Source organism: Geodermatophilus sp. SYSU D01180 (assembly GCF_054050415.1).
In genome coordinates this window covers 114,178-140,914 of the sequence record NZ_JBJGZH010000003.1, presented here as the reverse complement: position 1 = coordinate 140,914, position 26,737 = coordinate 114,178, and the positions used below count along the sequence as shown (strand labels likewise).

25 protein-coding genes are annotated in these 26,737 nt (G+C 75.2%); 10 read left to right on the top strand and 15 right to left on the bottom strand.

Going from position 1 to position 26,737, the window contains the following annotated elements:
• Window position 1 precedes the first annotated feature (1 nt).
• From ACI8AA_RS04675 to ACI8AA_RS04655, 5 genes are all read right to left on the bottom strand, one after another.
• Window positions 2-1,663 carry a PEP-utilizing enzyme gene (locus ACI8AA_RS04675; RefSeq protein ID WP_457043353.1) on the bottom strand — a complete coding sequence of 554 codons (1,662 nt, stop codon included), beginning with the start codon at window positions 1,661-1,663 and terminating at the stop codon, window positions 2-4.
• Complete coding sequence (locus tag ACI8AA_RS04670) at window positions 1,660-2,862, bottom strand: hypothetical protein (RefSeq protein ID WP_457043352.1); 1,203 nt, start codon at window positions 2,860-2,862, stop codon at window positions 1,660-1,662. The genes ACI8AA_RS04675 and ACI8AA_RS04670 overlap by 4 nt, the downstream gene beginning before the upstream one ends.
• Window positions 2,859-3,236, bottom strand: coding sequence for a PEP-utilizing enzyme (locus tag ACI8AA_RS04665; RefSeq protein ID WP_457043351.1), 378 nt, complete (start codon window positions 3,234-3,236; stop codon window positions 2,859-2,861). The genes ACI8AA_RS04670 and ACI8AA_RS04665 overlap by 4 nt, the downstream gene beginning before the upstream one ends.
• A 147-nt stretch (window positions 3,237-3,383) precedes the next feature.
• Window positions 3,384-4,640, bottom strand: a complete 1,257-nt coding sequence (locus tag ACI8AA_RS04660) for an NAD(P)/FAD-dependent oxidoreductase (protein ID WP_457043350.1) — start codon at window positions 4,638-4,640, stop codon at window positions 3,384-3,386.
• Between the two features lie 90 nt (window positions 4,641-4,730).
• Entirely contained in the window at window positions 4,731-5,342 is a 612-nt protein-coding gene (locus ACI8AA_RS04655; RefSeq protein ID WP_457043349.1) for a hypothetical protein, read from the bottom strand.
• Between the two features lie 173 nt (window positions 5,343-5,515).
• Here ACI8AA_RS04655 and ACI8AA_RS04650 point away from each other — a divergent pair, with 173 nt between their 5' ends.
• Window positions 5,516-6,628, top strand: coding sequence for a methyltransferase domain-containing protein (locus ACI8AA_RS04650; RefSeq protein WP_457043348.1), 1,113 nt, complete (start codon window positions 5,516-5,518; stop codon window positions 6,626-6,628).
• A gap of 101 nt (window positions 6,629-6,729) precedes the next feature.
• The gene (locus ACI8AA_RS04645) at window positions 6,730-8,484 is read left to right on the top strand and encodes a GmrSD restriction endonuclease domain-containing protein (RefSeq protein WP_457043347.1); all 1,755 of its coding nucleotides are present in this window, start codon (window positions 6,730-6,732) and stop codon (window positions 8,482-8,484) included.
• A 61-nt stretch (window positions 8,485-8,545) separates the two neighbouring features.
• Here ACI8AA_RS04645 and ACI8AA_RS04640 read toward each other — a convergent pair whose 3' ends face one another.
• Window positions 8,546-8,755: a hypothetical protein gene (locus ACI8AA_RS04640; RefSeq protein ID WP_457043346.1), complete on the bottom strand. Its 210-nt coding sequence runs from the start codon at window positions 8,753-8,755 to the stop codon at window positions 8,546-8,548.
• Window positions 8,756-8,999: 244 nt separating this feature from the next.
• Here ACI8AA_RS04640 and ACI8AA_RS04635 point away from each other — a divergent pair, with 244 nt between their 5' ends.
• Complete coding sequence (locus tag ACI8AA_RS04635) at window positions 9,000-9,203, top strand: cold-shock protein (protein ID WP_387990932.1); 204 nt, start codon at window positions 9,000-9,002, stop codon at window positions 9,201-9,203.
• A 69-nt stretch (window positions 9,204-9,272) separates the two neighbouring features.
• Here the strand turns inward: ACI8AA_RS04635 and ACI8AA_RS04630 are convergent, their stop codons facing one another.
• Both ACI8AA_RS04630 and ACI8AA_RS04625 read right to left on the bottom strand, forming a co-directional pair.
• On the bottom strand, window positions 9,273-9,737 hold the full coding sequence (locus ACI8AA_RS04630) for a hypothetical protein (RefSeq protein WP_457043345.1): 465 nt from the start codon (window positions 9,735-9,737) through the stop codon (window positions 9,273-9,275).
• A 94-nt stretch (window positions 9,738-9,831) separates the two neighbouring features.
• Window positions 9,832-10,482 carry a hypothetical protein gene (locus ACI8AA_RS04625; RefSeq protein WP_457043344.1) on the bottom strand — a complete coding sequence of 217 codons (651 nt, stop codon included), beginning with the start codon at window positions 10,480-10,482 and terminating at the stop codon, window positions 9,832-9,834.
• A gap of 176 nt (window positions 10,483-10,658) precedes the next feature.
• Between ACI8AA_RS04625 and ACI8AA_RS04620 the strand changes: the two genes are divergently transcribed.
• The 3 genes from ACI8AA_RS04620 to msrB are packed head-to-tail and all read left to right on the top strand — an operon-like array spanning window position 10,659 to window position 13,898.
• Window positions 10,659-12,794, top strand: coding sequence for a histidine kinase (locus ACI8AA_RS04620; RefSeq protein ID WP_457043343.1), 2,136 nt, complete (start codon window positions 10,659-10,661; stop codon window positions 12,792-12,794).
• A complete protein-coding gene (locus ACI8AA_RS04615; RefSeq protein WP_457043342.1) occupies window positions 12,781-13,437 on the top strand; it encodes a response regulator in 657 nt (218 codons plus the stop codon). Before ACI8AA_RS04620 ends, ACI8AA_RS04615 begins: the two co-directional genes overlap by 14 nt.
• Before the next feature lie 41 nt (window positions 13,438-13,478).
• Entirely contained in the window at window positions 13,479-13,898 is a 420-nt protein-coding gene (gene msrB, locus ACI8AA_RS04610) for a peptide-methionine (R)-S-oxide reductase MsrB (RefSeq protein ID WP_457043341.1), read from the top strand.
• A 127-nt stretch (window positions 13,899-14,025) separates the two neighbouring features.
• Here msrB and hemQ read toward each other — a convergent pair whose 3' ends face one another.
• Genes hemQ through hemE form a run of 4 tightly spaced genes read right to left on the bottom strand, consistent with a single transcriptional unit; the run spans window position 14,026 to window position 17,641 of the window.
• On the bottom strand, window positions 14,026-14,742 hold the full coding sequence (gene hemQ / locus ACI8AA_RS04605) for a hydrogen peroxide-dependent heme synthase (protein WP_457043340.1): 717 nt from the start codon (window positions 14,740-14,742) through the stop codon (window positions 14,026-14,028).
• A 22-nt stretch (window positions 14,743-14,764) separates the two neighbouring features.
• Window positions 14,765-15,199, bottom strand: coding sequence for a hypothetical protein (locus ACI8AA_RS04600; RefSeq protein WP_457043339.1), 435 nt, complete (start codon window positions 15,197-15,199; stop codon window positions 14,765-14,767).
• Window positions 15,200-15,221: 22 nt separating this feature from the next.
• Window positions 15,222-16,589, bottom strand: coding sequence for a protoporphyrinogen oxidase (gene hemG, locus ACI8AA_RS04595; RefSeq protein WP_457043338.1), 1,368 nt, complete (start codon window positions 16,587-16,589; stop codon window positions 15,222-15,224).
• The gene (gene hemE / locus ACI8AA_RS04590; protein WP_457043337.1) at window positions 16,586-17,641 is read right to left on the bottom strand and encodes a uroporphyrinogen decarboxylase; all 1,056 of its coding nucleotides are present in this window, start codon (window positions 17,639-17,641) and stop codon (window positions 16,586-16,588) included. Before hemE ends, hemG begins: the two co-directional genes overlap by 4 nt.
• 76 nt (window positions 17,642-17,717) lie before the next feature.
• Here hemE and ACI8AA_RS04585 point away from each other — a divergent pair, with 76 nt between their 5' ends.
• A complete protein-coding gene (locus ACI8AA_RS04585; RefSeq protein ID WP_457043336.1) occupies window positions 17,718-18,350 on the top strand; it encodes a DUF3000 domain-containing protein in 633 nt (210 codons plus the stop codon).
• A gap of 225 nt (window positions 18,351-18,575) precedes the next feature.
• Complete coding sequence (locus ACI8AA_RS04580) at window positions 18,576-19,763, top strand: ribonuclease D (RefSeq protein ID WP_457043335.1); 1,188 nt, start codon at window positions 18,576-18,578, stop codon at window positions 19,761-19,763.
• Window positions 19,764-19,885: 122 nt separating this feature from the next.
• Here the strand turns inward: ACI8AA_RS04580 and ACI8AA_RS04575 are convergent, their stop codons facing one another.
• The 3 genes from ACI8AA_RS04575 to ACI8AA_RS04565 form a co-directional block, all read right to left on the bottom strand.
• Window positions 19,886-21,172: a sugar ABC transporter permease gene (locus tag ACI8AA_RS04575; protein ID WP_457043334.1), complete on the bottom strand. Its 1,287-nt coding sequence runs from the start codon at window positions 21,170-21,172 to the stop codon at window positions 19,886-19,888.
• Window positions 21,173-21,174: 2 nt separating this feature from the next.
• Window positions 21,175-21,981, bottom strand: coding sequence for an ATP-binding cassette domain-containing protein (locus ACI8AA_RS04570; protein ID WP_457043333.1), 807 nt, complete (start codon window positions 21,979-21,981; stop codon window positions 21,175-21,177).
• An 83-nt stretch (window positions 21,982-22,064) separates the two neighbouring features.
• The gene (locus tag ACI8AA_RS04565) at window positions 22,065-23,174 is read right to left on the bottom strand and encodes a sugar ABC transporter substrate-binding protein (RefSeq protein WP_457043332.1); all 1,110 of its coding nucleotides are present in this window, start codon (window positions 23,172-23,174) and stop codon (window positions 22,065-22,067) included.
• A gap of 242 nt (window positions 23,175-23,416) precedes the next feature.
• Between ACI8AA_RS04565 and ACI8AA_RS04560 the strand changes: the two genes are divergently transcribed.
• Together ACI8AA_RS04560 and ACI8AA_RS04555 are read left to right on the top strand one after the other, a co-directional pair.
• Window positions 23,417-24,622 (top strand): thiolase family protein, encoded by a 1,206-nt coding sequence (locus tag ACI8AA_RS04560; protein WP_457043331.1) that lies wholly within the window; start codon window positions 23,417-23,419, stop codon window positions 24,620-24,622.
• Window positions 24,619-26,706 (top strand): 3-hydroxyacyl-CoA dehydrogenase NAD-binding domain-containing protein, encoded by a 2,088-nt coding sequence (locus ACI8AA_RS04555; RefSeq protein WP_457043330.1) that lies wholly within the window; start codon window positions 24,619-24,621, stop codon window positions 26,704-26,706. The genes ACI8AA_RS04560 and ACI8AA_RS04555 overlap by 4 nt, the downstream gene beginning before the upstream one ends.
• The last annotated feature ends 31 nt before the right edge of the window (window positions 26,707-26,737 follow it).

The window sequence follows — 26,737 nt, the reverse complement described above, 5'->3', positions numbered from 1 at the left end:
GTCAGGACGGGCGGGTCGGCGAGAAGGCGCCCGGCATGTCGTTGGCCACCAGCGCGGTCCCGAAGATGGCGGCGGCCTTGTCGTCGTCGTCGAAGGGGTCGGGGTACAGCGCCAGCGTGTCCGGTGAGAAGGACCAGTCGACGCGGTCGGTCACCCCGGCGACGTCGGCGAACGGCCGCAGCCCGGCGGTGTACATCTGCGTCGCGGAGAAGATCCGCTGCTCCCGGTCCATGTCGGCGAACTGCTGGTAGACGGCCAGGTGCGACCGGCTCAGCTCGGTGGTGAGCCGCGCCCACTCCGCCGGGTCGAGGACCCGCTGCTGCCCGTCGGCCGTGTGCCCGACGACGGCGGCGTCGGTCACGGCGCCGAGCAGCTGGTCGGGCTCGGTGAACGTGGTCCCCCAGTCGTTGATCTCGAAGCTGGCGAACGCCGCCGGGTCGTAGGTGAGCACCAGCGTCAGGCCGGTGGAGGGCGGCCGCAGCTCCCGGGCCCAGGGGTAGTCGAACGTGCTCGGCCCCAGGGACAGGTAGTCGCGGACGATGGTGTGCCGGCCGTCGGGCTGCACGTACGGACCGGAGTCGTAGATGCCGACCCGGGAGTCGGTGAAATACAGGAACGAGTAGCCGGCGACGGTCGCGTTGAGCCGCTTGAGCGCCTTGGCGGCGTCGGCGTCCAGCCGCTGCGTCGCGGCGCTCAGCGAGGTCACGACCTCCGCCGGGAGGTAGCGGTTGGTGAAGCCGGCGTCCTTGTTGTCCAGGGTGCCGTCGCCGCGGTGGGCCAGGGTGAGCCGGCGCCAGAAGTCGACGACCGTGCGGATCTCCTCGGTCCGCTCGTCCGGGCGCAGCTCGCCCATGCGGATCAGGCACTCCCGGCCGCACAGGTAGTGGTAGCCGGCCATCCAGATCCACAGCGGGCTCACCTGCCCGGGCGCCGTCCGCAGCCGCCGGCCGATCTCCTCCGCCGGCATGGCCGCGTCGATGACGGCTACCCGTTGCGCGTAGGTGTGGAAGTCGTCGATCACCGACAGCGACATGTACGGCAGCATCGGGAACAGCTCGGAGGTGAACGACGAGCGCCGCGTCATCTCCGGCTTGAACGCCCGGCCCATGTGCTGGACCAGGTCGTCGAGCCGCTCGTCGGTCAGCGGCTCGGCGATCAGGGCGTCGAGGTCGGCCGGGGACACGTCGACGTCGAAGTCCTTGACGCCGATGTCGTCGCCGACCCGGCGGACGTAGGCCCACCACCGCTCGGACACGTCCCCGCGCGCCGACGGCGCGGCGGCCGCCTCCGGGGCCTCCACCTCCGGGGCCGCGGACAGCGACACCAGACCGAGGTCGCCGTCCTGGACCTGGAGGGTGAGCTCCGCGCCGTCGTCGGGGACCTCGACCAGCTCGGTGCCCACGAGGCAGGGGACCTCGAACTCCCGGGACACGATCGCGAGGTGGGAGCGCAGCGTGCCGTCGCGGGCGACGATGCCGCCGAGCCGCCCGAGGATGGGTGAGAGGAACGTCGTGCCGCCGGACTCCACGAGCGCGATCGTCGACTCGAGGTCGGAGTCGATCGCCTCGATGACGTCCGACGGCGAGCGGAACCAGCGGGCCCGGCCGGTGACCGGGGCGAACCGGTAGGAGGGGGTCCCCTTGCCGATCTGGGACATGGTCATCGCTCCTGTCCGAGAGGGCGGAAGCAGCCGTCGCGGTCCTGCGGGACGAAGACGCCGCCGATGAGCTGCAGGGCCAGGTCGGGGTCGCTGAAGCGGGCGTAGGACTCCGCGATGCGCGGGGTGACGGTCCAGTCGATCTCGTCGAAGCAGCCGGCCAGGCGGGCCCAGGGCTTGAGCTTCCACGCGTACATCTGCGTCGCGTAGAGGTTGCGCTCCTCCGGGTCGGTCTCCGCCAGGCGCTGGTAGAGGGCCCGGTGGGCGCTCCGGATGGCCTTGGTCGCCGTCTCGATCTCGTCGGCGCCGAGGGGGCGCAGGGTGCCGTCGTCGGTGCAGAAGACCTGCGTCTCGAGGATGTCCCCCTGGTAGTCGCTGGGGCTGAACCAGGCGGTGCCCCACACGTTGTTGTCCATCCGGACCGACCCGGGCAGCCGGTGGGCGATGACGAAGTGGTGGAACGGGAGGGTCTCCCGGATCCCGTCGACCCACGGGAAGTCGCCGTCCCGGTCGGTGCACGTCTCGCGGAGGGCGAGGAAGGACCCGTCCTCGAGCACGTACGGACCGGTGTCGCAGACGGCCGTGCGCGCGTCGCAGTTCTCCAGGAACGCGTAGGCGGTCAGCCGGGCGCCGAACTTGCGGATCGTCCCCCTGAGGCCCTCGTCGGCGGGGAGCAGCTGCCCCCGGATCCCGTCGAGCAGCGCCTCCGGGACGACGTGCGAGCTGTTCGGCGGGTCGGCGTCCATGTTGAACAGCACGCCGTCGGTCCGGGCGGCGATGGTCGCCTCCCGCCAGAAGCGCAGGACCGTCAGCTGGTCCTCCAGCCCGTCCGCGAGGCCGTTCTCCCCCAGGTCGACGAACAGCTCGCGGCCGGTCAGGTAGTGCAGCGGCATCGCGGCCAGGTTGATGAAGCTGCGCTTGGTGCCGATCGGCAGGTCACGGGCGACCAGCTCGGAGGGCGTGGCGTGCCGCAGGATCGTCCGGAGCCGGTCCGGCACCTGGAGGTGGTCCTCCATCATCGACATGAGGATGTAGGTGTTCATGCCGAACAGCTCGGACTCGAAGACGGTGCGGGCGGCGAGCTCGGACTTGTAGGCGGCCCCGGCCTTGTGCACCAGCCAGTTCCACTCGTCCAGCGTCGGCTCGTACGCGGCGTCGGTGTAGAGCGCGGTCAGGTCGGCGGGTGTCTCCAGCGAGAGGGTCATGCCGTCACCGCCGCGCCCGTCACCGAGATCCGGGCCGTCTCGCCGTCGGTCAGGTCCAGGACCACCGTGTCCCCGTCGGCGACGTCCCCGGTCAGCTGCGCGGCGAGCACGCACGGCACGTCGGACTCCCGCGACAGGATCGCCAGGTGCGACTCGCGGCTGCCGGCCGTGCACACGATCCCCCTGAGGTCGGGCAGGATCGGCGACAGGAAGGTCATGCCGCCCTTGTTGACGAAGGCGACGGTGTCCTCGAGGTCGTCGTCGTCGATGGACAGGACGTCGGACGTGTCGTTGAACCACCGCGCGGTGCCCGTCACCGTGCCGGCGACGAAGAGGTTGGTGCCGGTCGCCACCTCACGTGGATTGCCGCTCATGAGTGCTCCGTCCCGCCCCGACGCCGGGGCTGTCGATGGGCCGCCGCGTCCTTCCACGGCCAGCCCGGACGGTATGAGCGGCGTCACACCCGACCCAGTCCACTTAGGGGGACAGTGCCCGTCCCGTCAGCACTCCCGGGGCGCCGGTCAGCCGACGGCCACCGGGTCGTCCGGTGCGCGGGGACGGGGGAGCGTCCCGGCTGCGGCGAGGACGCGGGCGACGTGGTCCGGCGCGAAGAAGTCCGCCGGTGACTCGACCCCGGCGTTGACCCGCGCGAACCGGTCCATCGCCTCCCGGTTGCCGGAGGCGGCGGCGAGCAACTGCCGCAGCTCGGGTGGCGCCGGCTCCAGGGACGCGAACTGCAGGGTGAACTCGTACATCGGCAGGACGCGTGCGTCCCGGCGGGAGTGGTACTCGCCCAGGGCGGCGTCGAAGGGGCGCGCTCCGGTGAGGGCCTCGTGCAGCGCGCCGGCGCACAGCTCGGCGTCCAGGAAGGCGTCCTGGATGCCCTGCGCCGTGACGAAGTCCTTGTTGTAGCCGGCGTCCCCCACCAGGACCCAGCCGGGCCCGTGGGGCTTGCGGAGGTAGTTGGGCACGACGGCACCGACGATCCGGGTCTCCCGGGTGGCCGCGCGGAGCCGGTCGGCGAACGGCGGAGCCAGGTCGAGGGTCTGCCGGTACGCGCCCTCGAGGTCCTGCTTCCTGGCCTGGAACTCCCGGTACGGCCACCCCGCGATGACCAGCGTCAGGGCGTCGTTCGTGGCCCACGCGGCGAAGGCCCGCTCCGGACGGTCGTAGGCCTCCCACCGGCCGTGCATCGGCAGGCCGCTCCAGTAGGCGTAGTAGCCGCACAGCAGCGGCGGGTGCTCCCGGTACTGCTCCGGGCGGACGACCCGGGCCACGAGCGAGTGCAGGCCGTCCGCGCCGACGACCACCCGCGCGCGCTCGTCGACCGGGCGGCGCCCGTCCCGCCCGTGGCCGCGGACCCCGACGACCACGCCGTCCTCGACGAGGAGCTCGTCGACCGGGAAGCCCTGCCGGACCTCGGCACCCGCCGCGGCCGCCGCCTCGACCAGCAGCTCGTCCAGCACCGTCCGCCGCGGGGCGTAGGCGACCGGGCTCTCCGGGGTGCCCGGCGCGCCGGCGAGGGCGAAGGACTCGAAGTCGAACGCGTAGGTGTCGATCGCCGGGCACCCCGAGGCGACGACCCGGTCGAGGAGACCCCAGCGCCGCAGCGCCGCCACCCCCGGGGGGTGGACCAGGTGGGTGGAGACCGTGTCGCTGGGGAAGGTCGCCCGGTCGACGACCAGGACCCGGTGGCCCTGGCGGGCCAGCAGCATCGCGGTGGCGGAGCCTGCGCAGCGGGCTCCGACGACGACGGCGTCGTACTGGTGCTCGGTCATGTCGCACCGCCCGGACGGGAGAGCCGGCACCCGCGACCGTAGACCCGCTCCCGGGGGCGGGACAGGGCACCAGGACCCGGGGCCGGCGGCTCAGCCGGGTGAGTGCAGGAGCGGCCCGCGCAGGTCGAGGTAGGTGGGCGGCTCCTTGGCCAGCCGCGTCAGCTCCTCCATGACCTCCCGCCACTCCGCCGGCGGCTCCCTGCGCTCGCCCTCGCGGGCCTCGTCCTCCGACGTGAAGTAGACGACCTGGACCCAGCGCCCGTCCTCGGCGCCGATCAGCACGGAGGCCAGGATCTCCGGCCGGTACTCCGCCAGCCGCTCGCGCGGCGCCTGCCGGACGAGCTCCTCGGCACGCTGGAGGTCGGTGGCCGTGCCCTGCACGACCTGGACGAAGCCGGCCCGGTCCGGGTCGCCGAACAGGTCGGCGGTGACGTCCTCGCTGTCGAGGAACGCGGGCTCGCCCTCGAACAGGTGCCGGATCCCCTCCCACCACCGGCCCTGCTCGGGGCGGTCGGAGTTGCGGCGGGCGGCGTCGGCCGACTCGAAGCGGACGACCGTCACGAACCAGCCGTCGTCGGTGACACCGGTGGTGCTGCCGAGCCACCCCTCCGCGCCGGGCGACAGGGTCGCCACCCAGTCCTCCACGGCCGAGAACACGGCCTCGGTGTCCGTCGTCCTGCCCTGGATGACCTGAGCGAACATGGCGAGCCTCCCGCCGACGGCGTCTGTCCGGCCCCCGTGGGACACCGAACGCTACGACCGGGCGGCACCGGGGTCGATGGGTCCGCGCCCGGTGGACCACGGGCCCTTCTCCCGGTCCGCCGGCGGGTCTAGCGTCCGGGCGTCGCACGGGGGACGCACCGAGCGGAGTCCCGATGACCGCCGACACGCACACCCCGCCGCGCACCCTCGACCCGGCCCGGGTGGAGGCCTTCGCCGGCCGGCTGATGGCCGCCTACACCGACAGCCTGGTCACCCTGCTCGTCGACGTCGCGTACCGCACCGGCCTGCTGGAGGCCCTCGCCGCGGGCGACGGCACCAGCGCCGAGGTCGCCGCGCGGGCCGGGCTGGCCGAGCGCTACGTCCGCGAGTGCCTGGGCGGACTGGTGACCGCGGGCGTCGTCGAGTACTCCCCCGCCACCGGCAGCTACGTGCTGCCCGCCGAGCACGCCGTGTGCATGACCGGCGGCGGCCCGCTGGACCTCGCGCCGATGAGCCGGATCACCGCGCTGCTCGGCCGGCACGTGGACGAGGTCGCCGACGCCTTCCGCACCGGCGGCGGCGTTCCCTACAGCGCGTTCCGGCCGGAGTTCACCGACGTCATGGACGAGGCCAACCGCGGCCTGTTCGACGGCCACCTCCTGGACGACGTCGTACCCCTCGCCGCCGGGCTCCCGCAGCGGCTGGCCGAGGGCACCCGCGTGGCCGACGTCGGCTGCGGCACCGGGCACGCGGTGGTCCTGCTGGCGCGGGCGTACCCCCGCTCGACGTTCGTGGGCTACGACCTCTCCGCCGACGCGATCGCCCGCGCCCGCGCCGAGGCGGCCGACCAGGGGCTGACCAACGCCGCGTTCGAGGTGTGCGACGCGACCGAGCTGCCGGTCGACCCCCCGTTCGGCGCGGTCCTCGCGTTCGACGCGATCCACGACCAGGCCGACCCGGCCGGCGTGCTGGCCCGGATCCGCGACGCCCTCGAGCCCGGCGGGGTCTTCCTCATGATGGACATCCGGGCCGCCAGCGCGCTGGAGGACAACCTCGGCAACCCGTTCGCCCCGTGGCTGTACGGCGTCAGCACGCTGCACTGCCTGACGGTCTCGCTGGCCCAGGGCGGCGCCGGGCTCGGCACCGTGTGGGGCGAGCAGCGCGCCCTGCAGATGCTCGCCGACGCGGGCCTCGTCGACGTCGAGGTGCACGAGGTCCCCGACGACCCGCTCGACTCCGTCTACGTCGCCCGCACGCCGCGGGCAGGTCACGGCTCGCCCCTCTGACCCCACGCGCCCCGGGGCCGCTGCGGTTCCTGTACCGGCACGTCCGCCCGTCGGACGATGACGGGCCGGTGCACCGGAGCACACCCACGGAGAGAGCACACATGGCGTCGTCGTCCGACCCTGCCGTCCAGGCCGTCCTGCGGCACCACACCGGACGGTCGCCGGGGACGCCGTTGCGCGCGGTGGTGTCCAAGGCCGCGGCGCTCGGCTACGACGTCGCGCCCGAGCCGTGGGGCGCCGAGCCCACGCTGCGCCTGGTGCGCCGGGCGCCGTCCGGGCGCAGCGTCACGCTCCTGGTGGACGGCCGGCAGCTCACCTCGCCCTCCCCCGCGGAGCGCGCCTTCGCCGCCGCGCTGCCGGGCGCCGACGCGACCCGGGTGGACGTCCGGTTCCCCTTCGCCGGCAGCGACCCGTTCGAGGTCCTGGTGGCCTTCTCCACCGAGGCGGACCGCGCGCCGGCGCCGTTCCTCCCACCGGCGCCGTCCATCCCGCCGTCGTTCCTCCCGCCCGTGCCGGCTCCCGGGCCGGTCCCCGCGGGGCAGCGGCGGCCGCGGGCGGTCCTCGGCGCCGTCGCCGCGGTCGCCGTGCTGCTCGTCGTCGCCGGGGTCGCCGCCTCGGGGCTGCCCGGTGGGCTGCTCGCCCTGGGCCTGGTGGCGCTGCTCGTCGGCCTCGGCGCGGTCGTCACCGGCCGGGCGCGGTGGGCGTTCATCGCCTCCCGCCGGGTCGGCGGCGCCGTCGTCGCCGCAGGTCTGGCGGCCGTCGTCGTCGGCGGGGTGACGGCGCCGCGCGCCGAGCCGACCGCCGCCTCGTCCCCCGCGAGCACCCCGGCGGCCGCGCCCACCACCTCCGCGGCCGAGGAGAGCGCCGCCGCGGAGGCCGCGACCGAGGCCGCCGAGGAGGCGCTGGAGCAGGCGGAGACCGCCGAGACCGCCGTCCCCGCGGTCGACCCCGCCACCGGGCTGCTCTCCGACGACGCCACCGACGACGCCGTCGGGTCCGCCGCCCCCACCACCGCGCTGGCCGCCCTCGCCGCCGTCCCGGTGCAGGGCCGGGCGCCGCGCACCGGCTACGACCGCGACCTGTTCGGCAACGGCTGGGTGGACACCGACCGCAACGGCTGCGACACCCGCAACGACGTCCTCGCCCGCGACCTCACCGGCGAGACGTTCAAGCCGGGCACCCGGGACTGCGTCGTCCTGACCGGGACCCTCGACGACCCCTACTCCGGCCGGACCATCGCCTTCCAGCGCGGGCAGACCACCAGCGACGACGTCCAGATCGACCACGTCGTCGCGCTGTCGGACGCGTGGCAGAAGGGCGCCCAGCAGTGGGACGCCGCCCGCCGCACGCAGTTCGCCAACGACCCGCTCAACCTGCTCGCCGTCGACGGCCCGCTGAACATGCAGAAGGGCGACGGCGACGCCGCGACGTGGCTGCCGCCGGACCGCTCCTACCGCTGCGCCTACGTGGCCCGGCAGGTGGCGGTGAAGGTCAGCTACGCACTCTGGACGACCCAGGCCGAGCGCAACGCGATCGCCACCGTGCTGAGCGCCTGCCCGGCCGAGCCGCTGCCCGGCGGCGTGGTCGCCGCCGTGCCGCGGACGGCGGCGCCGACGACCGCGGCACCCACGACCGCCCGGCCGACCACCCCGGCGCCGGCCCCGGCACCCGCTCCTGCACCGGCCCCTGCGCCCGCACCCGTGCCGGTGCCCGCTCCCGCGCCGGTGCCCGACACGTCGGTCAGCTACGCCAACTGCGACGCCGTCCGCGCCGCCGGCGCGGCGCCCATCCACCCGGGTGATCCCGGATGGGAGGAGAAGTTCGACCGCGACGACGACGGGGTCGGCTGCGAGTAGCGAGCACCGGCCCGACCCCCTCCCCCGTGGCGGGGGTCAGGCCGGGGGGATCGAGGGGTGCTCAGTCGGCGAGCAGCGCGGCGTGCGCGCCCAGGCGGTGCGCCAGGGCCGCGGCCGCGCCGGTGGAGCGCAGGACGTCGGCGAGCAGCTCTGCGAACTCGACGGGGCGCTCCTCCAGCTCCCCGGCCAGCAGGGCGTCGAGGTCGGCCGTGTCGAGGTCGGCGAGCTCCACGAGAACCAGCGGCTCGGCGGGACGCGCAGCGGTCTCCATGACGGGCTCCTCGGGTCGGCGGGCCGGGGTCCGTCCCGGCACCGCCGACCCTGACCGGCCTCCCGCAGCCCTCCCTCCGCGGAACCGCACGATTGCCGCAAGACCGGTCCGAGCAGGTCCGGGAGCCGACGCGCGCGGCCCCGGGGGCGACCGGAGGGGGTCGGGACGGCTATGGTCTGCCCGTCGGGAAGGCCCTGCGCACTGGCAGGACCCCGATGCACCATCGCAGCTAGGAGCGAGCGCAATGCCCGAAGGAACTGTCAAGTGGTTCAACGCGGAGAAGGGGTTCGGCTTCGCCACCCCTGACGGTGGCGGACCGGACGTCTTCGTCCACTACTCGGCCATCCAGACCAGCGGTTACCGCACGCTCGACGAGGGGCAGCGCATCTCGTTCGACGTCGAGCAGGGTCAGAAGGGCCCGCAGGCGGCGAACGTCACCCCGCTCTGATCGCCTGAGCCTCCGTCAGCGCCCCCGTCCGGTCCGCCGGGCGGGGGCGCTGTCGCGTCCGGGGCCGGGTCAGCGGGCCCGGGGCACGTAGCCGCCGACGAGCGCCTGCATGAACAGCGCCCCCGCGTCCGGCCCGACCGCCCGCGCGGCGTCGGCGAAGGCCCGCCAGCGCTGCCGCTCCACATCGGTCGGCGCCTTCTCCGCCCGGGTGGCCGCCTGCTCGAGCAGGCGCTCCCACTCCCCCTGCGGGGTCGGCCACAGCCCCGCGAGCCGGCGCGCCTCGGCGGAGATGCCGGTGATGCGGACGATGTCGCCGGCGTGGTTGGTCAGCGGCTCGATGTAGCCGGCGGCGGCGAGCGCCTTGGCCGCGGCGATGACGTCGGCCTTCGGCAGCCCGCTGCCGGGGACGACCGAGCCGAGCAGGTACGGCGCGCCGCCGTGCTTCGGCTCGTCGACCAGCCGGGCGATGGCCCGCAGCACGGGCAGGTCGCGGGTGAACCAGGTGTCGGGCAGGGACTGGTCGAGCGTCGTCACGCCGTCCAGTCTCCCCGGGCGCGCAGCGGCGCCCCGCCACCCGGGGTCACGGGGTGGCGGGGCGCCGGCGGTGGTGCTGCGTCGGGGAGCGAGCTCAGTGGTCGCGCGCGCCGGTCAGCTCCGGGCGGCGGGCCAGGATGACGCCGAGGGCGACGTAGCCGACCAGCAGGTGACCACCGGCGGTGTAGGCGATGAGCTCCGGCGCGATCTGCGCGACCGGGATGTTCACCGGCGCCCAGCTCTCGGCCACCATCGGCCACCAGCGGGCGGCGCCGGTCCAGCGGCCCGCGATCGCGATCCGGATGCCGATGAGGAACATGCCGACCATCGACAGCGGCCAGAAGACGTCGAGGGCGAGGTACCAGCCCTCCTCGGCGTACTGCGGCAGGAACGCCGAGCTGAGCGTCGACAGCATCGCCAGGCCGAGGAGGGCGTGCTCGAGGTGGAGGAAGAACCGGGCGAGCCGGCCCGTGCCGACCGCCCCGGTGCGCAGCTGCACGGAGACCAGGGCGAGGAGGCCGAGCTGGAACAGCAGCGCGGTCACCTCGTAGGTCAGGTCCTGCCAGCGGCTCGCGGGGTCGATGCCGAAGGCGAGGGTGGCGGCGGCCCAGGCCGCCGAGCCGGTGGCGACCGCGATGCCGGCACGGCGGACGGTGCGGGTGGCGACGGGCGGGGAGGCCGGCGCGGCGGCCCGGGCGGCCGCCGTGTCGGTGCGGGCCGGCGCGGGGGTGGTGCTGAGGGACATCTCGTCTCCCGGGTGGTTGTCGCGGCGCCCTGTGCGCCGCCTGGGAGAACCGTCTCGGGGCGGCGTCCCGGGCGGCCAGGGCGCGCTGCCCTCGATCCGGTCCCGCTCGCCGTCCCGGGGGACACGGGACACCTGCCTCCTGACGGCCGGGACGCCCGTCGGTCAGGATCGCCCGCGTGCAGACCCAGGCCCCGGTGACGGGGCGAGCGACGGCGGCCGAGGCCGACTCCTCCGGACCCGGCGCGCCGGGCGCCGGTCCCGGTCTGCGGGCGGCCGGGTGGCTGCTCGTCGGGGCCACCGTCACGGCGGCGGCCGGCGCCGTCGTCCTCGACGTGCTCACCCCGGCGTCGGCGCGGGAGGCGGCGGGCGCCACGCCCGGCTGGACCGTGGGGCTCCCCGGCGTGGGCCTGGCGGTCCCCGCCGCGCTGCTGCTGCGCCGGGCACCGCACAACGCCGTGTCCTGGGTGCTGGGCGGGACGGGTCTGCTGTGGGCCCTGGACGGCCTCGCCCAGTCGTGGCTGACGCTCGCGGTCCGGTACCACCCGCCGCTGGCCGGGGCGACGGCGTCCTTCTGGTTCGTCAACCGCTTCGGCGCCTGGCTGCTGCTGGGCCTGCCGCTGCTCCTCCTGCTCTACCCCGACGGCCGGCTGCCCGCCGGCCGCTGGCGACCGGTGGCTCTGCTGAGCCTGGCGTCGACGGCGCTGCTGCCGACGCTGCTGCTGGTCGTGCCCTCGGAGATCGCCGATGCCCGGACCGGCAGCCGCGTGCCGGAGGTCTACCGCGCGCTCGACCTCGACCCGACGAGCCTGCCGCTGCCCGAGGCCGTCGCCCTGCCACTGCTGCGCCTGGCGTTCCCGGTGGCCGTGCTGGGCGTCGTGGTCCCGGTCGCGGCCGTCGTCGCACGGTACCGGCGGGCCGGCGGCGGGCACCGGCGGCGGATGCGCTGGCTGCTGTGGGCGGCCGTGGTGGACCTGCTGGTGATGGTGGGGACCCTGTTCCTGCCGGGTGACGAGGCGTCGTTCGCGCTCTCCCTGGCCGTGGCGCTCACCGGCGCCGCGGTTGCGGTCGGCATCCTGCGGCCGCGGGCGGTCGACGTCGACCGGCTCCTCGGCGGCACGCTGGTCTACGGCGGCCTCGCGGTCGGGGTGGTGCTGCTCGACCTCGCCGTCCTGGCCGCCGCCGGGGCGCTGCTCGGCGACGCGGTCGGCGAGCGCGACGCCACCCTGCTGACGCTGCTGCTGGTCGCGGTCGTCTACGTCCCGCTGCGCGACCCGCTGTGGCGGCTGGTGCGCCGCTGGGTGCTCGGCGAGCGGGAGGACCCCTACCGCGTCGTCTCCGGCCTGGCCGAGCGGCTGGAGCGCTCCGACGGCGCCGAGGAGCAGCTGACCGCAGTCGCCGCGGGCGTCGCCGACGCGTTCCGCGTCCCCTGGGTCGGCGTCGAGGTCGATTCCGCCGACGGCGGCCGGCTGGTCGCCGAGCACGGGGAGCGCCCGCCGGGCGTGCAGTCGCTGCCCATCGCCTATCGCGACGAGCAGGTCGGGCGCCTGCTGCTGCCCCGCGACGGCGTCCGCGCGCACCTGCTCACCCGCGACGAGCGGTTGCTGGCCGACGTCGTCCGGCAGGCCGCCGCGGCCGCCCGCGCGAGCTCGCTGGCCGCGCAGCTGCAGGCCGGCCGCGAGTCGCTGGTGGCCGCCCGGGAGGAGGAGCGCCGCCGGCTGCGCCGGGACCTGCACGACGGCCTCGGCCCGTCGCTCGGCGCCGTCGTCCTCCGCATCGACACCGCACGCAACCTCGCCGCCACCCGCCCCGAGGACGCCGACCGGCTGCTGCGCCAGGCCCGCGACGACGTCTCCGCCGCGCTGGCCGACGTCCGCCGGCTCGTGCACGACCTGCGCCCGCCGGCCCTGGACGACCTCGGTCTGGCCGGTGCCGTCCGTCAGCAGGCCGAACGGCTGCTCGCCCCGCCGGTGACGGTGACCGTCGACGCCGACGGCCCGGCCGACCTGCCCGCGGCCGTGGAGGTGGCGGCCTACCGGATCGCGTCGGAGGCGCTGGCCAACGTCGCCCGCCACGCCGCCGCCTCCCGGGTGCGGGTGGGCCTGATCCGCACCGGCGCCGACCTGGTGGTGACCGTCGCCGACGACGGCGTCGGCATCCCGCCGGAGCGCGCGGCCGGCGTCGGGCTGGTGTCGCTGCGCGAGCGGGCGGCCGAGCTCGGCGGACACTGCACCGTCAGCTGCCCGCCGGAGGGCGGGACCGAGGTGCGGGCGGTGCTGCCCGTGCAAGGAGGAGCCACCGGTGACCGAGCCTGACAAGCCGCTGCGCGTCGTCGTCGCCGACGACCACCCGGTCTACCGGGACGGGCTGGCCCTGCTGCTCGGCTCGGTGCCGGGCCTGGAGGTGGTCGGCACCGCGGCCGACGGCGCGGCGGCGGTGGAGGTGGTCCGCGAGCAGCTGCCCGACGTCGTCGTCATGGACGTGCAGATGCCCGTGCTCGACGGGATCGAGGCCACCCGCCGGATCGCCGCCGAGGCGCCCTCGGTGGGCGTGGTGGTGCTGACCATGAGCGAGGACGACGGCACGGTGTTCGCCGCGGTCCGGGCCGGGGCGCGCGGGTACCTGCTCAAGGGGGCCGACCAGGAAGAGGTGGTCCGCGCGATCACCACCGTCGCCTCCGGCGGGGCGGTGTTCGGCGCGGCGCTGGCCCGGCGGATCGCGGAGTTCTTCGCCGCCGGTCCCGCCGGGCCGGAGACGGCGTTTCCCCAGCTGACCGCCCGCGAGCGCGAGGTGCTGGAGCTGGTGGCCGCCGGGCGGTCGAACGCGCAGATCGCCGCAGCGCTGTACCTGTCGCCGAAGACGGTGCGCAACGTCGTCTCCAACGTGCTGACCAAGCTGCAGGTCACCGACCGCGCACAGGCGATCGTGCGGGCCCGCGAGGCCGGCCTGGGGCGCTGACCGCGGGGAATCCGCCCGCCGCCCGGGTCGTTCCAGCTGGCATGACGACGTCCACCCCTCAGCCGAAGGTCACCAAGAGCGACGCGGAGTGGCGCGCCCAGCTGTCCCCGCAGGAGTACGCGGTGCTCCGCCAGGCCGGCACCGAGCGGCCGTGGACCGGCGAGTACGTCGACACGAAGACCGTCGGCGTCTACACCTGTCGCGCCTGCGGCGCCGAGCTGTTCCGCTCGCAGACCAAGTTCGACTCGCACTGCGGCTGGCCGTCGTTCTACGAGCCGTCGTCGGCGGACAACGTGGTGCTCCGCGAGGACCGCACCTACGGGATGGTCCGCACCGAGGTCCTCTGCGGCACCTGCCACAGTCACCTCGGCCACGTCTTCGACGACGCCCCGCAGACGCCGACCGGCGACCGCTACTGCATCAACTCCGTGTCCATCCGGCTGGTCCCCGCCGAGGGCTGACCGGCTCCGGACGCACCGAGGGCGGCCACCCCTGCCGGGGTGGCCGCTCACGGCGCGGCGACGCGGTGGGCTCAGCGCGGGCCGGGGACGGCTCCTGGCCGCGGTGCGGTCCGGTGGGACCGCAGTGTCACGCCAGGTCGCGGACCAGCTCGGCGACCGGCTTGCGCATGCCGGTGTAGAACGGCACCTCCTCGCGCACGTGCCGGCGGGCGCGGCTGGCGCGCAGGTCGCGCATCAGGTCGACGATGCGGTGCAGCTCGTCGGCCTCGAAGGCGAGCATCCACTCGTAGTCGCCGAGGCCGAACGACGCGACGGTGTTGGCCCGCACGTCCGGGTAGGGCCGGGCCTGCATACCGTGCTCCTTGAGCATGTCCCGCCGCTCCTCGTCGGGCAGCAGGTACCACTCGTAGGACCGCACGAACGGGTAGACGCAGACGTAGCGCTGCGGCTCCTCGTCGGCGAGGAACGCCGGGATGTGGCTGCGGTTGAACTCCGCCGGGCGGTGCAGCGCCATCTGCGACCACACCGGCTCCAGTGCGCGGCCGAGCTCGGTGCGGCGCAGCCGGGTGTAGGCCTCCTGCAGCGCCTCCGGGGTCTCGGCGTGCCACCAGACCATGAGGTCGGCGTCGGCGCGCAGGCCCGCGAGGTCGTAGGTGCCGCGGACGACGACGCCCTTGCCGGCCAGCTCCTCGAACAGCCCGGTGACCTCGTCGGCGGCGGCGGTGCGCCGGTCGTCGGCCAGCGGCCGGGCGAGCCGGAACACCGACCACATCGTGTAGCGGATGAGGGCGTTGAGCTCGTTGGCCCGCTTGCCGACGCTCTTGGTCTCCATCTGCTCGCTCATGGCCCCATTGTCGCGCGGCCGGTCAGCGGCCGGCGCCGCTCCCCCGGCTCGCCAGGGAGGCGATCGTCACCACGACGGCGTCCTCGGCGAGCGCCGCCGCCAGGTCCGGCACCCGCCGTCCGGCGAGCCGCCGCCACCGCGCACCGCCGAGGGTCCCCGCCGCGGCCCCGGCCGCTCCGGCCAGCGCCGGCAGCAGCCGGCCACCCTGCCGGCGGGCCAGCAGCGCACCACCGGCGGCGCCCGCCGCGAGCCGGACGGCGACGCTCGGCGGGACCGTCCGGGACGGCGTGGCCGGCAGCTTGTCGGCGACCAGCTCCCCCGCGACGGCGGCGAGCGCGGCCAGCCGCACCGGCCGGCGCCGGGAGCCGACGAGCGCGGGGACCGCGACGCCCAGGGTGCTGCGGCCGCCGGCGGCGATCCCGAGCAGGACGGCCCGCAGGACGAGGGAGGTGGTCACCGGCACAGCCTGTCAGCCCGGGTCAGGCCAGCGCCTCCACGGCTCGCCGCGCGCCGCGGATGCAGGCCGGGACGCCGACGCCGTCGTAGGCCGCGCCCGCGACCGCCAGCCCCGGCACCGCGGCGACGGCGTCGCGCACCGCCACCACCCGCTGCGGGTGGCCGACCAGGTACTGCGGCAGCCCGCCGCCCCAGCGCACCAGGCGCGCCTCCACCGGCTCGCGGCGCTCGAGGCCGAGCAGGTCGGCGACGTCGGCGACCACCGCGGCGGTCAGGTCGTCGTCGTCGCGCTGCAGCTGCACCTCGTCGCCGTGGCGGCCCACCGACGCCCGCACCCGCAGCAGGCCGTCGCCGGACAGGTGGGGCCACTTCGACGACGACACCGTCACGCCCTTGACCAGCCGCCCGGTCACCGGCGGGACGAGCAACCCCGACCCGGCGTCGACCGGCTGGGCGGGGAACGCCATCGCGACCACGGCCATCGAGGCGTACGGGATGCCGCGCAGCGGCTCGACGGCGTCCGGCGCCACCCCGGCCAGCAGCCGCGCCGACTTCCCGGCCGGCGCGGTGACGACGACGGCATCGGCCTCGAGCACCTCGGGCGCGGCCGTCGGCCCGACCGCCACCTCCAGCCGGCCGCCCGCACGGCGGATCGCGTGCGCCGGCGTCCGGAGCCGCACCTGCGCGCCCGACGCCGCCACCAGCGCGTCGGGCAGCGCGCCGATCCCGTCGGCGACGGTGACGAACACCGGGCCGTCGGCGTCGCCGCGGCTGCGGGCGCCGGCGTCCCGGGCGGCGACGGCCGCCGCGAGCACCGAGTCGGCGCGGGCGAGCTGCGCGGCCAGCGCCGGCATGGTCGCGGCCAGCGAGAGGTCGTCGGGGCGGCCGGCGTAGACGCCGCCGAGCAGCGGCTCGACCAGCCGGTCGACCACCTCGTCGCCCAGCCGCGCGCGCAGCAGCCCGCCGACGGAGACGTCGCCCTTCAACCGCAGCGGCGGCAGGTCGGCCTCCGCGCGCACCCGCGCGACGCCATCGGGGGTGAGCACGCCGGCCAGCCCGTCGGCCGACGTCGGCACGCCCTGCACGGTGCCCGGCGGCAGCGGGTGGCGGCCGTCGGGGAGCACGATCGACGCCTGCGTGGTGCGCGGCGCGACCAGCCGGTCGGCCAGCCCCAGGTCCTCGACCAGCTCGACCGCCTCCGGCACGCGGGCCAGCACCGCCTCCGGGCCGGTGTCGTACCAGACGCCGGCGAGCTCGACCCGGTCGAGCTTGCCGCCGATCCGCCCGCCGGCCTCCACGACGACGACCTCGTCGGCGGGCCGCCGGCGGCGCCACTCGAACGCCGCGGTGAGCCCCGCGATGCCGGCCCCGACGACGACGACCCGCGTCATCGGGCGGAGAGCTCGTGCACCAGCTCGACGACGTGGGTGAGCACGCCGGGGTCGGTCTCGGGCAGCACGCCGTGGCCGAGGTTGAACACGTGCCCGCGGGCGGCGCGGCCCTGCTCGACGACGCGGCGGACCTCGCGGTCGACGGTCTCCCGGTCGGCCAGCAGCACGGCAGGGTCGAGGTTGCCCTGCAGCGACCGCTGCGGCCCCACCCGGCGGGCGGCCTCGTCCAGCGGCACCCGCCAGTCGACGCCGACGACGTCGGCCCCCGCGTCGCCGATCAGCGCGAGCAGCTCGCCGGTGCCGACGCCGAAGTGGATCCGCGGCACGTCCCGGTCGCCGAGCCCGTCGAACACCGCCCGCGAGTGCGGCAGCACCCGGGTGCCGTAGTCGGCGGCGGACAGCACCCCGGCCCAGGAGTCGAACAGCTGCACCGCCGCGGCGCCGTTGTCGATCTGCGTGCGCAGGAAGGTCGCGGCGGAGACGGCGAGGCGGTCGAGCAGCCGGGCCCACGCCTCCGGCTCGGCGTACATGAAGGCCTTGGTGCGGGCGTGCTCCTTGGACGGGCCGCCCTCGATCAGGTAGGTCGCCAGCGTGAACGGCGCCCCGGCGAAGCCGATGAGCGGCGTCGGGCCGAGCTCGGCGACCAGCCGGCGCACCGCTGTCGCGAGGAACTCCAGCCGGTCGGGCTCGAGGTCGGGCAGCGCGTCGACGTCGGCGACGGTGCGCACCGGGCTGGCCACGACGGGGCCGACGCCGGGCTTGATCTCGATGTCGACCCCCGCCACCACCAGCGGCAGCACGATGTCGGAGAAGAGGATCGCGGCGTCCACGCCGTGCCGGCGGACCGGCTGCAGGGTGATCTCGGTGACCAGGTCGGGGTCCTGACAGGCCTCGAGCATGGCCGTCCCCGCGCGCAGCGCCCGGTACTCCGGCAGCGACCGGCCGGCCTGCCGCATGAACCACACCGGCGTCCGGCCGACGGGGAGGCCCCGGGCGGCCCGCACGAGGTCCGAGTCGGCGGGGGACGGCGGGACGGCGGGTGCGGTGCTCACGACGCCCGATCCTCCCAGACCCCCCAGCGGCGGCGCGTCCGAGACAGACCGGGCCCGCGGCCCCTACCCTGCGAGCGTGGAGCCACACAGCCTGGCCGGGTCCCGGGACGGGTCCGGTGCGCGTGCGGGCTCCGACGACCGTCCGGCCGCCTTCGTCGCGGGCCTGGAGTCCCTGGCCGCGGTGCGGGTGCGCCCCGAGGTCGTCCTCGAGACGATCCCGCCGCCGCAGCGCCTCGCGCCGTACGCGCACGCGCTGGCCGCGCGGGTCGTCGAGGGCGAGGGCGACGACGAGGTGGAGGTCGCCGTCGCCCGGTTCATCGTGCTGCACGACCCCGCCGGTCACGAGGCCTGGGACGGCACGACGCGCTGCGTCGGGTATCTCTCGGCGAGCACCGACGAGCACATGGTCGACGACGCGATGTTCTCCGAGGTCGCCTGGAGCTGGCTGACCGACGCCCTGCAGGAGAGCGGCGCGGCCTCGCACGCGCTCGGCGGCACGGTCACCCGCACCGCCTCGACCCGCTTCGGCGACCTCGCCGGCCCCGAGCACACGGTCGACGTCGAGCTCCGCGCGTCCTGGACCGCCGAGGACACCGCGCTCGGCCGCCACCTCGACGCCTGGCTGCAGGTGCTGGCCAACGCGGCCGGGCTGCCGCCGCCGGGCGTCGCCCTGCTCGGCCCGTCCGGCCCGGTCCCCGGCACGCCCTGACGCCCGCCCCCTGACCGGCCGGTCCGCCGCGGTCACTACCATCGGTGGGGACGGGACGCGCTCCCCCGGGTCCGCACCGCTCGGCCTGCACACCCTGGGAGCCGGCGGGACCGGTGGCGCGTACGGACGGGACGGCGGGTAGGTGGACGGCAACTGAGCACCGAGCCCCTCCCCCTCGACGGCCTGGAGACCGCCCCGGAGACCGCTCCGGAGGCGCCGCCGGCAGTGCCCCTGCTGGCCCCGCGCGACGGGCTGCCGCCGGTCATCGACACCCCCGACGCGCTCGCGCGCTACGCCGACGCCCTGCGGGCGGGCACCGGCCCGGTCGCCGTCGACGCCGAGCGCGCCTCCGGCTACCGCTACGGCCAGCGCGCCTACCTGGTGCAGCTGCGCCGTGCCGGCGCGGGCACCGGGCTGGTCGACCCCGTCCCGCTCGGGGACCTGTCGGTCGTGCAGGACGCGATCGCCGACGCCGAGTGGGTGCTGCACGCCGCCAACCAGGACCTGCCGTGCCTGGCCGAGATCGGCATGGTCCCGAGCCGGGTCTTCGACACCGAGCTGGCCGCCCGCCTCGCCGGGCTGCCGCGGGTGGGGCTGGCCGCCGTCGTCGAGTCGCTGCTCGGGTACTCGCTGGTCAAGGGCCACTCGGCCGCCGACTGGAGCACCCGCCCGCTGCCCGAGGAGTGGCTGGTCTACGCCGCCCTCGACGTCGAGGTGCTCGTGGACCTGCGCGACGCGCTCGCCGCGCTGCTCGAGGAGCAGGGCAAGACCGAGTGGGCGCGGCAGGAGTTCGCCGCCGTCCTCGCCGCCGGCCCGCCGGCGCCACGGCAGGACCCGTGGCGGCGGACCTCCGGCGTGCACGGGCTGCGCAACCGCCGCCAGCTCGGCATGCTCCGCTCGCTGTGGCAGGCGCGCGACGACCTGGCCCGCCGGCGCGACGTCGCCCCCGGCCGGGTGCTGCCCGACGCCGCGATGGTCGCCGCCGTCCAGGCCGACCCGCGGACCGAGGCCGCCCTGCTGGAGCTGCCGGTCTTCCGCGGCCGGGCCAACCGGCGGCTGGTGGGGACCTGGTTCGGTGCGCTGGCCCGCGGCCGGGCGCTGCCGGAGGCGGAGCTCCCGCCGCACAGCCGCCCCGGGGACGGGCCGCCGCCGGTCAACCGCTGGGCCGACCGCGACCCCGCCGCGGCCACCCGGCTGCAGACCGCACGCAAGGCCCTCGCGGCCCTGTCCGAGGAGCTCAACGTTCCGGTGGAGAACGTCCTCTCCCCCGACCTGGTGCGCCGGCTGATGTGGACCCCGCCCGAGCCGCGCGACGCCGAGACGGTGGCCGCGGCCCTGCGCGCCGGCGGCGCCCGCGAGTGGCAGGTCGGGCTCACCCGCGACCTGCTCACCGACGCGCTCTCCCGCGCCTGACCCGCGACGACGAAGGGCCCGCCGTCCGGTGCCGGACGGCGGGCCCTTCGTGAGGTGCTGGAACGGCCTCCTCGCAGGGCCCCGCCGCGAGCGTGCGAGCGGCGGGGGGCGAGGGGGTCCTCCTAGTGCCCCGTGGCCGCGGCCCGCCGGCGGGCCAGCGCGTCGACGCTGGCGGCCAGCAGGAGGACTCCACCGGTGATGATGAAGTTCAGGTAGGCCTCGGTGCCCAGCAGGCCCAGGCCGTTGGCGATGATCGCCACGACCAGGCCACCGAGGACGGCGTCACGCACCCGGCCCCGGCCACCGAAGAGGCTGGTGCCACCGATGACCGCGGCGCCGACGGCGTACAGCAGCGTGTTGCCGCCGCCGGAGCCCGGCGCCACGGAGCCCAGGCGGGCCGCCGCCACGATGCCGCTGATCGCGGCCAGCGTGGAGCCGATCACGAAGACGCTCACGCGGATCTTCGTGACGTTGATGCCGGCGCGCCGGGACGCCTCCGCGTTGCCGCCGACCGCGTAGACGTGCCGGCCGAAGCCCGTCCGGCCGAGCACGAAGGTCAGGAACAGCAGCAGGATGACCACGAGCGGGATCGCGTACGGGATGCCGGCCAGCACCACCCCGGGAGCCGGGGCACGGTCGACGCTCAGCACCGCCGTCACCAGGACGACGACCGCGGCGATCACGCCGATCCGGACGAGCACCACCGCGAGCGGGGCGTGCGCCAGATTCCGGGACTTCTGGACCCGGAACCGGTTGAGCTGCAGCGCCGCGTACACGGCGATGGTCAGCAGGGCGAGGACCCAGCCGAGGGCGACCGGCACGTTCTTGTCGCTGATCGCCGAGATCACCGGGTCGCGCACCGGCACCGTGCCGCCCTCGCCGATGAGCCGCAGGGTGAAGCCCTGCCAGCCCAGGAACAGCGCGAGTGTGACGACGAACGACGGGATGCCGACCATCCCGACGAGGCTGCCGGTGAACAGGCCGATGACCACGCCGGTGGCGATGGCCGCCAGGACCGCGACCCACCACGGTGAGCCGACGTCGGCGAGCAGCTTGGCCATGACCGCGGCGCAGACGCCGCTGACCACGCCGGCGGACAGGTCGATCTCGCCCAGCAGCAGGACGAAGACCAGCCCCATCGCCAGGATGATGATCGGCGCGGCCTGGTCGGCCAGGTTGGCCATGTTGCGCGGGGTCAGGAAGGTCTCGGGCCGCAGCACGAAGAACAGCAGCCCGAGGACGACGATGCCGAGGACGGCCGGCAGCGCACCGAGGTCACCGCCGCGCACCCGGTCGACGTACGCCCGGACGGACGCGCCGAGGGAGTCCGCGCCGCGGTCGGCCTCGAAACCCGACGGGGCCCCACCCGGTCCCTGCGAGCTGGTCGGCTTGGAGATGGTGCTGGACACGGTCAGACCTCCACGGCCGCGGCTTCGGCGGGTGCGATGCCCAGGTCGCCCGACCGGCCCGCCGTGATGAGTTCGATCACCTGGGGGCGGTCCACCTGCGAGATCGGCACGTCGGCCGCCATCCGGCCCAGGTACAGGGCCGCGATCCGATCGGAGACCTCGAAGACGTCGACCATGTTGTGGCTGATGAAGACCACCGCGTGGCCGGTGTCGGCCAGCCGCCGGACCAGGTCGAGGACCTGCCGGGTCTGCGCGACGCCCAGGGCCGCGGTCGGCTCGTCGAGGACGACCAGCTTGGACTCCCAGAGCACGGCCTTCGCGATGGCGACCGTCTGGCGCTGACCACCGGAGAGGCTGGAGACGAGCTGGCGCACGGACTTCAGGGTCCGGACGGAGAGCTTGCTGAGGGTCTCCCGGGCGGCCACCTCCATCGACGTCTCGTCGAGGAGGATGCCGTTCTTGCGCTCGCGGCCCAGGAACATGTTCTGGACGACGTCGAGGTTGTCGGCCAGGGCGAGGTCCTGGTAGACGATCTCGATGCCGAGGGCGGCGGCCTCGCGCGGCCCGCCGACCGTGACCTGTCGGCCCTCGAAGAGGAACTCGCCGGAGTCGATGGCGTGGATGCCGGCGATGGACTTGATGAGCGTGGACTTGCCCGCCCCGTTGTCGCCGACGAGCGCGGTGACCTGTCCGGGGTAGACCTTCATGTGCACGTCGTGCAGGACCTGGATGGCACCGAAGCTCTTGTTGACGCCGCGGAGTTCCAGGGTGGGGGTGCCGTCCTGGGGACGGTCGGTGGGAGCGGACACACCGGGCCTCTCGGTCGCGCTGGTGGGGCTGAGACAGCAGCCGCCGGGGCGTCCATGATGGGCGCCCCGGCGGCCGGTGACCACTAGGAGATGCCGAGCTCCTGGCACGCGGCGGCGAAGTCGCCGGTGCACAGCTCCTCGGCGGTCACGAACTCGTCGTCCACGACGTCCTTGACGTTGTCGCGGAAGATCGCCTGCGGGGTGAGCAGGACCGACGGGACCTCGCGGCCGCCCTCGGTGTCCTCGACGGTGCCGGTGGTCTCGCCCTCCTCGCCGTTGATCAGCGAGACGGCCAGCTCGGCCAGCGCGTTGGCCTCGTCGCGGACCGACTTGTAGACCGTCATGCACTGGTCACCGTTGAGGATGTTCTGCAGGCCCTCGACGGTGGCGTCCTGACCGGTCACGTTCGCCGCACCGGCGGCGTTGTTGCGGCCGAGGATCTGGATGACCGAGTTGGCGAGGCCGTCGTTGGCGGCCAGCACACCCTGGATGTTGCCGCCGGCCTGGGTGTACATCTGCTCGAAGATCGTCGCGGCCTGCTGGTTGTCCCACTCGGGCACGGCCTGCTCGGCGACCTGGGTGTACTGGGTCAGCGGGTCGAGGATCTCGTGGGCGCCCGAGGAGAACAGCGTCGCGTTGTTGTCGTCCGGCGAGCCGTTGAGGAACGCGATGTTGCCCTGGGTGACGCCGTTGGCCTCGAGGCACTGCTGCAGGCCCTGGCCCTGCAGGCGGCCGACCTCGGTGTTGTCGAAGGAGACGTAGTACTCGGCCGACCCACCGAGGGTGAGCCGGTCGTAGTCGATCGTCTGGACGCCCTCGGCGGCCGCCTGCTCCTGGATCTGCGCACCGGAGGCCGAGTCGAGGTTCACGATCGCGAGGACGGTGGCGCCCTCGGTGATCATCTGCTCGGCGATGGTCGCCTGCCGCTGGGCGTCGCCCTCGGCGTTCTGGATGTCGTACTCGACACCGGCCTCCTCGAAGGCCGCCTCGAGGTAGGGGCGGTCGAAGTTCTCCCACCGCACCGAGGACTCGGTGTCGGGGAGGATCACGCCGACCTTGCCGGCGGCCTCGCCGCCACCGCCGCCGCCGCTGTCGCCGCCGCCGTCGCCGCCGCCGCTGTCGCTGCCGCACGCAGCGAGGCTGAAGACCAGGGCGGCCGCCAGGGCCGTCATCGTGGTGCGCCGTCGCGCCATGGATGGGTCCACCGTTTCGTCGGGAATCTGCAGAAGTGCGGCGGCCAATATGCGCCCCGGGTCACACGGGTCGCAACCCCGGGTCGGTGGCGTTGCCGGACCGTGACCTCCGTCCGGGTGAGGTGCCGCAGGCCCCGGTGCCCCGCGCGGGTCGGGTCGCGCTTGGAGCGGCGGTTACCGACGGGTAACTTCTCCTGCGCCGTCCCCGTGCCCGGGCCGGCTCCCCCTGCTGCGGAGGTCCCATGTCCCGCTCGCTGCGTGAGGTCGTCTTCGTCGACGGCGTACGCACCCCCTTCGGCAAGGCCGGCCCGAAGGGCATCTACGCGGAGACGCGCGCCGACGACCTGGTCGTGCGCGTGATCCGCGAACTGCTGCGCCGCAACCCGGCGCTGCCGGCCGACCGGGTCGACGAGGTGGCCATCGCCGCCACCACCCAGATCGGCGACCAGGGGCTGACCATCGGCCGCACCGCCGCGCTGCTCGCCGGGCTGCCGAAGTCGGTCCCCGGCTACGCGATCGACCGCATGTGCGCCGGCGCGATGACCGCCGTCACCACCACCGCCAGCGGCATCGCCTTCGGCGCCTACGACGTCGCCATCGCCGGCGGGGTCGAGCACATGGGCCGCCACCCGATGGGCGAGGGGGCCGACCCCAACCCGCGGTTCTTCAGCGAGAAGCTCGTCGACGGCTCGGCGCTGGTCATGGGCTCCACCGCGGAGAACCTGCACGACCGCTTCCCCCACCTGACCAGGGAGCGCGCCGACGCGTTCGCCCTGGCCAGCCAGCAGAAGTACGCCAAGGCCGTCGCCAACGGGCAGATCGGCCCGGAGCTGGTGCCCGTCGCCACCCGCTCGGCCGAGCACGGCTGGGGCCTGGCCACCGCCGACGAGCCGCCGCGGCCGAACACCACCCTCGAGGGCCTGGGCACGCTCAAGACGCCGTTCCGCCCGCACGGGCACGTCACCGCCGGCAACGCCGCGGGCCTCAACGACGGCGCCACCGGCTGCATCCTCGCCGCCGAGGAGGTCGCGCAGGAGCTGGGCCTGACCGCCGGCATGCGGCTGGTCGGCTACGGCTTCGTGGGCGTCGAGCCCGAGGTCATGGGCGTCGGCCCGGTCCCCTCGACCGAGCGCGCGCTGGCCCGCACCGGCCTGACCATCGACGACATCGGCCTGTTCGAGCTGAACGAGGCCTTCGCCGTCCAGGTGCTGGCCTTCCTCGACCACTTCGGCATCGCCGACGACGACGAGCGGGTCAACCCCTGGGGCGGCGCCATCGCCGTCGGCCACCCGCTGGCCTCCTCCGGGGTCCGCCTGATGACCCAGCTGTCGCGGCAGTTCGCCGAGCGCCCCGACGTCCGCTACGGCCTGACCGCCATGTGCGTGGGCCTGGGCATGGGCGCCACCGTCATCTGGGAGAACACCAACTGGGAGGGTGCGGCCGAGTGAGCACCGCCGTCTTCGAGAACGAGGTCGTCACCACCGCCAGGGTGCGGTACGTGCGGGTGCCCGGGCTGGCCGGCGAGATCGCGCTGGTCACGCTGGACAACGGGCACGACCACACCCGGCCGTCCACCTTCGGCCCCGGCGGGCTCGCCTCGCTGGACGCCGCGCTCGACGAGATCGCGGCGCACACCCCGGCGCCGGCGGCCATCGCCGTCACGGGCAAGCCGTTCGTCTTCGCCGTCGGCGCGGACCTGTCCGGCGTCCCGGCGGTGACCTCCGCCGAGGCGGCCCGCGAGATCGCCGAGACCGGCCACCGGGTGTTCCGGCGGCTCAAGGACGCCGGCGTCCCGACGTTCGCGTTCGTCAACGGCGCGGCGCTCGGCGGCGGCCTGGAGCTGGCGCTGCACTGCACCTACCGGACGATCGCCAGCACCGCCGTCGTCGCCTTCCCCGAGGTCTTCCTCGGGCTGGTGCCCGGCTGGGGCGGCACGCAGCTGCTGCCGGACCTGATCGGGATCGACCCGGCGGTCACCGTGATCGTCGAGAACGCCCTGGCGCAGAACAAGGTCACCTCCGGCCCGCGGGCCGCGGAGCTGGGGATCGCCGACGCGCTGTTCGAGCCCGCCGACTTCCTCGAGCGGTCGCTGGAGTGGGCCGCCGGCGTCCTCACCGGGGACGTCACGGTTCCCCGCTCCGAGGCCGACCGGTCGGGCTGGGACGCCGCGATCGAGCGGGCCCGGGCGATCGTCCGGGCGCGGACCCGCGACGCCTCCCCCGGCGCACTGCGCGCCGTCGAGCTGCTCGAGCTGGCCCGCGACGGCGTCGACGGCGAGGCGTTCACGGCCGGCACCGCCGCCGAGGACCGGGCGCTCACCGACCTGCTGATGAGCGACGAGCTGCGGGCCTCGCTGTACTCGTTCGACCTGGTGAACAAGCGGGCCAAGCGGCCGGCCGGCGCGCCGGACAGGTCGCTGGCGCGGAAGGTCACCAAGGTCGGCGTCGTCGGCGCCGGGCTCATGGCCTCGCAGCTGGCGCTGCTGTTCGTGCGCCGGCTGGAGGTGCCCGTCGTCCTCACCGACGTCGACCAGGCGCGCGTGGACAAGGGCGTCGGCTACGTGCACGGGGAGCTGGACAAGCTCGCCGGCCGCGGCCGGCTCTCCCCCGACGAGCTGAACCGGCTCAAGGGCCTGGTCACCGGCGCGCTGGACAAGGCCGTCTTCGCCGACGCCGACCTCGTCATCGAGGCCGTGTTCGAGGAGATGTCGGTCAAGCAGCAGGTGTTCGCCGAGGTGGAGGCCGTCGTCTCCCCCGAGTGCGTGCTGGCCACCAACACCTCGGCGCTGTCGGTGACCGAGATGGCCTCCGAGCTCGAGCACCCCGAGCGGGTCGTCGGGCTGCACTTCTTCAACCCGGTGGCGGTCCTGCCGCTGCTGGAGGTCGTGCGCGCCGAGCAGACCGACGACGCCGCGCTGGCCACCGCCTTCGCCGTCGGCAAGGCGCTGAGGAAGTCCTGCGTGCTGGTCGCCGACGCCCCGGCGTTCGTGGTCAACCGGCTGCTCACCCGCTTCCTCGGCGAGGTCACCTCGGCCGTCGAGCAGGGCACGCCGGTGGCCGTCGCCGACCGGGCGCTGGACCCGCTGGGCCTGCCGATGTCGCCGTTCGAGCTGCTCACGCTGGTCGGCCCGCCGGTCGCGCTGCACGTGGCCGAGCGGATGCACGAGGCCTTCCCCGACCGGTTCGCCGTCGGCGAGGGGCTGCGGAAGATGGTCGAGCTGGGCAAGACCAGCGTGTACTCCGAGCCCGGCGTCGTCGACCCCGACCTCGCCGGCATCGACGAGGGCGACTCGCCGCTGACCGAGGACGAGGTCCGCGACCGCGCGGTGCGGGCGCTGGCCCAGGAGATCCGGCTGATGCTCGACGAGGGCGTGGTCCAGGCCGTGCAGGACATCGACCTGTGCATGGTGCTGGGCGCCGGCTGGCCGTTCTGGCTGGGCGGCATCTCCGCCCACCTCGACCGCACCGGCGTCTCCGAGGCGGTCACCGGCTCGCGGTTCCTGCCGAGGGGCGTGGCCAGCCTCCCCGCCTGAGGGCGCTGACGACGACGGCCCGGGTCCCCCT

Bases quoted from the DNA above. Each gene is read 5' to 3' on its own strand.
- ACI8AA_RS04565 (WP_457043332.1), bottom strand. From the start codon at position 23,174: ATGGCGCGACGGCGCACCACGATGACGGCCCTGGCGGCCGCCCTGGTC.
- ACI8AA_RS04645 (WP_457043347.1), top strand. From the start codon at position 6,730: ATGGCGTCGTCGTCCGACCCTGCCGTCCAGGCCGTCCTGCGGCACCAC.
- hemG (WP_457043338.1), bottom strand. From the start codon at position 16,589: ATGACGCGGGTCGTCGTCGTCGGGGCCGGCATCGCGGGGCTCACCGCG.
- ACI8AA_RS04665 (WP_457043351.1), bottom strand. From the start codon at position 3,236: ATGAGCGGCAATCCACGTGAGGTGGCGACCGGCACCAACCTCTTCGTC.
- hemQ (WP_457043340.1), bottom strand. From the start codon at position 14,742: ATGAGCGAGCAGATGGAGACCAAGAGCGTCGGCAAGCGGGCCAACGAG.
- ACI8AA_RS04625 (WP_457043344.1), bottom strand. From the start codon at position 10,482: ATGTCCCTCAGCACCACCCCCGCGCCGGCCCGCACCGACACGGCGGCC.
- ACI8AA_RS04635 (WP_387990932.1), top strand. From the start codon at position 9,000: ATGCCCGAAGGAACTGTCAAGTGGTTCAACGCGGAGAAGGGGTTCGGC.
- ACI8AA_RS04675 (WP_457043353.1), bottom strand. From the start codon at position 1,663: ATGACCATGTCCCAGATCGGCAAGGGGACCCCCTCCTACCGGTTCGCC.
- ACI8AA_RS04670 (WP_457043352.1), bottom strand. From the start codon at position 2,862: ATGACCCTCTCGCTGGAGACACCCGCCGACCTGACCGCGCTCTACACC.
- ACI8AA_RS04640 (WP_457043346.1), bottom strand. From the start codon at position 8,755: ATGGAGACCGCTGCGCGTCCCGCCGAGCCGCTGGTTCTCGTGGAGCTC.
- ACI8AA_RS04560 (WP_457043331.1), top strand. From the start codon at position 23,417: ATGTCCCGCTCGCTGCGTGAGGTCGTCTTCGTCGACGGCGTACGCACC.
- ACI8AA_RS04660 (WP_457043350.1), bottom strand. From the start codon at position 4,640: ATGACCGAGCACCAGTACGACGCCGTCGTCGTCGGAGCCCGCTGCGCA.
- ACI8AA_RS04655 (WP_457043349.1), bottom strand. From the start codon at position 5,342: ATGTTCGCTCAGGTCATCCAGGGCAGGACGACGGACACCGAGGCCGTG.
- ACI8AA_RS04650 (WP_457043348.1), top strand. From the start codon at position 5,516: ATGACCGCCGACACGCACACCCCGCCGCGCACCCTCGACCCGGCCCGG.
- msrB (WP_457043341.1), top strand. From the start codon at position 13,479: ATGACGACGTCCACCCCTCAGCCGAAGGTCACCAAGAGCGACGCGGAG.